The organism is Sphingobium sp. SA916, from assembly GCF_002894065.1.
GTDB classification, from domain to species: Bacteria; Pseudomonadota; Alphaproteobacteria; order Sphingomonadales; family Sphingomonadaceae; genus Sphingobium; species Sphingobium fuliginis.
The window spans coordinates 65,210-71,713 of sequence record NZ_LXYF01000039.1; the positions used below are offsets into that span (position 1 = coordinate 65,210).

Sequence of the window (6,504 nt, forward strand, 5' to 3'; positions counted from 1 at the left end):
AATGTCCGCACCTGATCTGTCTTTGCTGGGTAAACGCCGTTTTGCGCCCTTGTTCGTGGTGCAGTTCCTGGGCGCGTTCAACGACAATCTGTTGAAGTTCGCGCTGCTGTTCCTCGCCAATTTCAGCCTCTATCGGGCCGAGCCCGACAAGGCGGAGATGCTGGCGACCATCGCCACGGGCCTGTTCATCCTGCCCTATTTCCTCTTTTCCGCGCTGGCCGGGCAATTGGCCGACGCCTGGGACAAGGCGAAACTGGTGCGGGCGGTGAAGGCGGCGGAGATCGTCATCATGGCCCTCGCCGTCACCGGATTCTGGCTGGAATCGGTGCCGGTTCTGCTGTCCTGCCTGTTCCTGATGGGGCTGCATTCGACCATCTTCGGGCCGGTCAAATTTTCCATCCTGCCGCAGCATCTGCGTGCCGACGAGATCATGGGCGGCACCGGCCTGATCGAGGCGGGCACCTTCCTTGCGATATTGAGCGGGCAGTTGCTGGCCGGGGTGATCCCGCCCTGGGAAGCGGGACTGGTGGCGGTGGGGCTGGCGACGCTTGGCTTCCTGGCCAGCCTGGCGGTGCCGGCCGCGCCGACCGTGGTGCCGGGCCTTCGGATCGAGCGGAACATCTTCAGGAGCACCTGGCATATATTGAAGGCGGCGCGGCATGGGCGCGGCGTGTGGCTGTCGATCCTGGGGATAAGCTGGTTCTTCGCCGTGGGCGCGGTATTGCTGGCGGAGTTCGCGCCGCTGGTGAGCGGGGTGCTGAAGGCGAAGCAGGAGGTCGCGACCTTCTTCCTGCTGATCTTCTCGGTCAGCGTGGCGCTGGGGTCGATGCTGGTCAACCGGCTGCTGGGCGGGCAGGTTTCAGCGCGCTTCGTGCCGGTATCCGCGCTGGCGCTGGCCGGGTTCATGATCGACCTGTGGCTGTCGACCGGTTCCTATGCGCCGATGCATTCGGGCGCTGGCATAGCCGAATTCGTCGGGTCGCCGGGAAGCTGGCGGATCATGGTCGATCTGTTCGGCATCGCCTTTTCAGGCGGCATGTTCATCGTGCCGCTCTACGCGATCCTCCAGACGCACAGCCCGCGCGAGGAACGGTCGCGCACCATTGCGGCCAACAACATCGTCAACGCGGCGGTCACGGTGGCGGTCGTCACGGCGGTGACGGCGATGCTGGCGCGGGGCGAGAGCGTGCCCGGCGTGATCGGGGTGATGGGCTTCGCCACGCTGGCGGTGGCGCTGATCAGTTGCTGGCTGCTGCCGGAGACGGTGATCAAGGCGATCGTGCGCGGGATGTTGCGGCTCTGCTATCGGGTGGAGGTGCTGGGCGCCGGGAATATGCCCGGCGTGGGCGAACCGGCGGTCGTCGTGGTCAACCATGTGTCCTTCCTGGACGGCCTGCTGCTGGCGGCCTTCCTGCCGGGGAAGCCCACCTTCGCGGTGCATACGCGGATTGCCAGGGCGTGGTGGGTAAAACCGTTCCTGTCGCTGTTCGACGCCTTTCCGGTCGATCCCACCAATCCGCTGTCGGCCAAGGCGATGGTGAAGGCGGTGCGCGAGGGGCGGACGCTGGTGATCTTTCCGGAGGGGCGGATCACCGTCACCGGCGCTTTGATGAAGGTGTTCGACGGCCCCGGCATGGTCGCGGACAAGGCCGACGCGCCGATCATTCCGGTCCGGATCGACGGCGCGCAGTTCACGCCCTTCTCGCGGCTCAGGGGCAAGGTCCGGCTGCGGCGCTTTCCCAGGATCACGCTCACCGTCCTGCCGCCACGCCGCTTCGCCATCGAGGGCGAGATGACGGCGCGGGCACGGCGCGCGATCGCGGGGCGGCGGCTCTATGACGAGATGAGCCAGATGATGTTCGCGACATCCGACACGGACAGGACATTGTTCGAGGCGCTGCTGGAGGCGTGCCATGTGCATGGGCGCGGGTCGGCCATCGTCGAGGATGTGAAGCGCGAACCGCTGAGCTATGGGCGGCTGGTGACGGGGTCGCTGGTGCTGGGGCGGGTCATGGCGCGTTCGACGCGGCAGGGCGAGGCGGTCGGCGTGCTGCTGCCCAATGTCGCCGGGGTGGCGGTGGCCTTCTTTGCCTTGCAGGCGGGTGGGCGGGTGCCAGCGATGCTGAACTTCACCGCCGGGCTGGCTAACCTGAAGGCGGCGTGCACGGCGGCCGGCATTCGGACGGTGGTGACGGCGCGGGCCTTTGTCGAGCAGGGCAAGCTCGGCGATGTGGTCGCGGGGCTGGAGGCGGAGGGGATCGCCTTCCTCTGGCTGGAGGATGTGGCGGCAGGCATTGGAACCGGGGCGAAGCTGCGCGGGTTGATCGCCAGCCGCTTTGCCGCGCGCGCGCATGGGCGGCTCAAGGTTTCGCCGGACGATGCGGCGGTGATCCTGTTCACCAGCGGGTCGGAGGGGCTGCCCAAGGGCGTGGTGCTGACGCATCGCAACCTTCTGTCCAACTGCCGGCAATTGGCGGCGAGGATCGACTTCAATTCGGCCGACGTGGTGCTGAACGCCCTGCCGGTATTCCATAGTTTCGGCCTGACCGGCGGGACGTTGCTGCCGATCTTCCATGGGGTGAAGACGCTGCTCTATCCCAGCCCGCTGCATTACCGGATCGTGCCGGCGCTCGCCTATGACGCCAATGCGACCATCCTGTTCGGGACCGACACCTTCCTTTCGGGCTATGCGCGGATGGCGCATGGCTATGACTTCTACTCGCTGCGCTACATCTTCGCGGGCGCGGAGCGGGTACGGGACGAGACGCGGAAAATCTATGCCGAGAAGTTCGGGCTGCGCATCCTGGAGGGCTATGGCGCGACCGAGGCGGGGCCGGTGATCGCGGTCAACACGCCGATGCACTTCCGCGCCGGGTCGGTCGGGCGGCTGTTGCCGGGGATAGAGGCGCGGCTGGACGATGTGCCGGGGATCGAGGAAGGCGGGCGGCTTTCGATCCGGGGGCCGAACATCATGGCGGGCTATATGAAGGCCGATGCGCCGGGCGTGCTGCAACCGCCGGAAGGGGGCTGGCACGATACCGGCGACATCGTGACCATCGACGATCAGGGCTTCGTGACGATCCGGGGGCGTGCGAAGCGCTTTGCGAAGATCGGCGGCGAGATGGTCTCGCTGCCCGCCGTGGAGGGCTATGCCTCTGCCGTGTGGCCGGATGCGGACCATGCGGTGGTGACGCGGCCCGATGCGCGCAAGGGGGAGCAACTGGTGCTGTTCACGACCGCGCGGGATGCGAAGGCGGCCGCGTTGCAGGCCTGGGGGAAAGCGCATGGGGTGGCGGAGCTGGCCCTGCCCCGGGACATCCGCGTGCTGGATGCGCTGCCGCTGCTGGGAACCGGGAAGACCGACTATGCGTCCATGACCCAGATGGCGGCCGGGTAGGACAGATCCTTCCTGCGCCGAAGGCATGGGAAGGATTGGGTGTTGGTGGAACGGCCTTCTCATCTGGTGCGGCGGTTGCTGGTGCGCCAGGTGCGGGGCGTGTTCCATGACAGCGCCCGGGGAGAGGCGCCGGTCGTCGCTTCGGACCGGGCGCTTTATCCGCCGGGGTCGGTGATCCGGCGGGTGCATGGCGACGTCACCGGCATGATGATCGGCGGGGTCGGCGCATTGCTGCTCCAGATGCTGCATCCGGCCGCCCTTGCCGGGATTTGGGACCACAGCCGGTTCCGTGACGACATGCTGGGGCGGTTGCGGCGGACGGCGCGGTTCATTGCCGTCACCACCTATGCCGAACGGGCCGAGGCGGAGGAAGCGATCGCGCGGGTGCGACAGGTGCATGAGCATGTGCGTGGGACGCTGGCGGACGGGACGGCCTATGCGGCGGGCGATCCCCGGCTGCTGGCCTGGGTGTATGTCTGCGAGGCGACGAGCTTTCTCGACGCGTGGATGGCCTATGGCGAACCGTTCATGCCGCTGGCGGAGCAGGACCGCTATTTTGCCGAGGCGGCGCTGGTGGCGCGGGCCCTGGGGGCCGATCCGGTGCCGGACTGCCGGGCCGAGGCGGTGGCGCTGATGGCGCGTTTTCGCGGCGAGCTGGCAGCGACGGAACGGACGCGGGAGGTGGCGCGGATCGTGCTGCGGCAGCCAGCGCCCTCGCTGGGGCTGATGCCGGCGCAGGCGATGATGATGCAGGCCGCGGTGGCGCTGCTGCCGGGTTGGGCGCGGCGGATGCATGGCTTTTCGATGCCGGTCGTGGCGCGGCCGCTGGTCCGGGCGGGGGCCTTTGCGCTGGCGGGAACGATGCGCTGGGCGTTTCGCGGCGAAGATTGATCGCCGCCCCCCGTGGGGGCTGGAATGACGGAAGCGGGGTTCAGGCGTTGAAATGGGCAACGAGGGCGTAGCGTTCGCCGGGGTAGAGCAGGCGGGCGTAGGTGATGCGTTCCCCGCCGCGCCAGGTCCAGCGTTCCAGCGCCAGGCAGGCGGCGTTTTGCGGGACGTCGAGGGCGTCCGCCGTCTCCGGACCGGCGTTGAGGGCGGTGATGCGATGTTCCGCCTCCGTCCAGGGAACATGGGCGAGCAGCCAGGAGCCGGGAGGTTCGGCGCTGAAATCCACCTCGGCCGCTTCGGGAACGGCGCGCAGGTTGATGAGGCGGGTTTCCGTCGCATAGGGCAAATCCTGGACGAAGTGGCGGCATTCCAGAGCGAGCAGATCGCCGTCTGGCACGCGCAGCAGCGCCTTGTCTTCCGCGCTTGCCCGGCGGCGCTCGCGACGGATGAGGTCGAGGCGGTAGCTGAGGCCCTGCCCTTCCACTTCGGCGCGGATGTCCGGGATTTCCAGCGCGGCACGGTGGAAGCGGGGCGCGGCGACGAAGGTGCCCGCGCGCTTTCGGCTTTCGAGCAGGCCCGACTGCACGAGCGCGCGCAGCGCCTTGTTCACCGTCATGCGGGAGCAGCCATAGGCGTCCATCCATTCCGCTTCGGTCGGGATGCGGTGGCCGGGGCGCCATTCGCCCGACATGATGCGGCTTTCGATGTCGCGGCGGATGCGGCGGTGGAGCGGGGTCAATCGAGCAGGGCCTTGAGGAGTTGGGTGTAGCGCGCCTCTATGGCGGGGCGGGCGTGGTGGAGGCCTGCGGTAACGCGCCTGACGCCGGCGCACCAGACGCTATCGATCTGGGCGCGGGCGAAGATCCAGCTGTCGAGCAGGCGGTCGCCGGAGCGGGCGGCGGTGGTGGGCTGGCCGGGGCGGAGGGTGACGATGTCGGCGCGGGCGCCCGGCGTGAGGGTGGCGGGGGGATGGCCGAGCGCCTGGGCGCCTTTCCGGGCATGATGGTAGAGGCTGGCGCCGGTTGACTGGCCTGGGGCGGTGAGAAGGTTGCGGGCCTGGTGGGTCAGGCGCTGGCCATATTCGAGCAGGCAGAGTTCGGCGGCGGCATCGATCCGGATATTTGAGTCTGAGCCTATGCCGATGCGGCCGCCCTGGGCAAGGAAAGCGCGGGCGGGGAAGAGGCCGTCGCCCAGATTGGCTTCGGTGATGGGGCAGAGGCCGACGCCGGCGGCGCTTTTCGCGATGGCGTTCCGTTCGCTGTCGGCGATGTGGGTGGCGTGGATCAGGCACCAGCGTTGATCGACCTCCGCATGGTTCATGAGCCATTCGACCGGGCGCTGGTTGCTCCAGGCGAGGCAGGCTTCGACCTCCGCACGCTGTTCCGCGATGTGGATGTGGATGGGGCCGTCCGGTGTCAGGGCAGTGATGGCGGCGAGTTCCTGCGGGGTGACGGCGCGCAGGCTGTGAGGAGCGACGCCCAGGGTCGCGTTCAGGGGTTTCAGGGCTTCCAGCAGGCGGGCGTAGCTGTCGGGGGTGTGGAGGAAGCGGCGTTGGCCTTCGGTTGGGGGGACGCCGCCGAAATTCGAGTGGGCGTAGAAGACCGGGAGCAGGGTGAGGGCGATGCCGGTGTCGTCGGCTGCCTGCGCGATGGCTTCGGCCATGGCGGCGGGGTTGGCGTAGGGCGCGCCGCTGGGGTCGTGGTGGAGATAGTGGAATTCCCCGACGCTGGTGAAGCCGCTTTCGAGCATTTCGGCATAGGCCAGGGCGGCGATGGCGCGGAGGCCTTCGGGGTTCAGGCGGTCGAGGAAGCGGTACATCGCCTCGCGCCAGGTCCAGAAGCTGTCGCCACCCTCCCCTGCTCTTTCGGTGAGGCCGGCCATGGCGCGCTGGAAGGCGTGGCTGTGGACATTGGGCAGGCCGGCGAAGGCGGGGCCGTGGCGTTCGTCGCCGGGTTCGGGGGGAATTCCATGAACGATCCGGTCAATGAACCGGCCTTTCAGAATCATGCGGACGGAAGGACGCCAGCCTTCGGGGAGGAGAGCCTGTTCGAACCAGAGCGCCATTTCGATTTCCCCTCTCCAAAGACATGGGATTGGCCGGAGATGGCTAATCCAAGACATTCCCCTCCCGTAAACGGGAGGGGTTAGGGGTGGGCGCGAGCGTAGCGAGCTTCTGACTTAGCCGTTGCAAAACAGCGCAGATGCCGCGCCAGCCCACC

The 6,504-nt window shown here is 68.0% G+C and carries 4 protein-coding genes; 2 read left to right on the forward strand and 2 right to left on the reverse strand.

Annotation, left to right across the window (positions count from 1 at the left end):
• The first annotated feature begins 1 nt into the window (after nt 1).
• Together A8G00_RS12165 and A8G00_RS12170 are read left to right on the forward strand one after the other, a co-directional pair.
• On the forward strand, nt 2-3,397 hold the full coding sequence (locus A8G00_RS12165) for an acyl-[ACP]--phospholipid O-acyltransferase (RefSeq protein ID WP_025548460.1): 3,396 nt from the start codon (nt 2-4) through the stop codon (nt 3,395-3,397).
• A 45-nt stretch (nt 3,398-3,442) separates the two neighbouring features.
• Nucleotides 3,443-4,288 (forward strand): oxygenase MpaB family protein, encoded by an 846-nt coding sequence (locus A8G00_RS12170; RefSeq protein WP_103000792.1) that lies wholly within the window; start codon nt 3,443-3,445, stop codon nt 4,286-4,288.
• Nucleotides 4,289-4,328: 40 nt separating this feature from the next.
• Here the strand turns inward: A8G00_RS12170 and hutC are convergent, their stop codons facing one another.
• Both hutC and A8G00_RS12180 read right to left on the reverse strand, forming a co-directional pair.
• Entirely contained in the window at nt 4,329-5,024 is a 696-nt protein-coding gene (gene hutC / locus A8G00_RS12175; protein WP_025548458.1) for a histidine utilization repressor, read from the reverse strand.
• Nucleotides 5,021-6,349 carry a formimidoylglutamate deiminase gene (locus A8G00_RS12180; protein WP_103000785.1) on the reverse strand — a complete coding sequence of 443 codons (1,329 nt, stop codon included), beginning with the start codon at nt 6,347-6,349 and terminating at the stop codon, nt 5,021-5,023. Before A8G00_RS12180 ends, hutC begins: the two co-directional genes overlap by 4 nt.
• Nucleotides 6,350-6,504 lie beyond the last annotated feature (155 nt).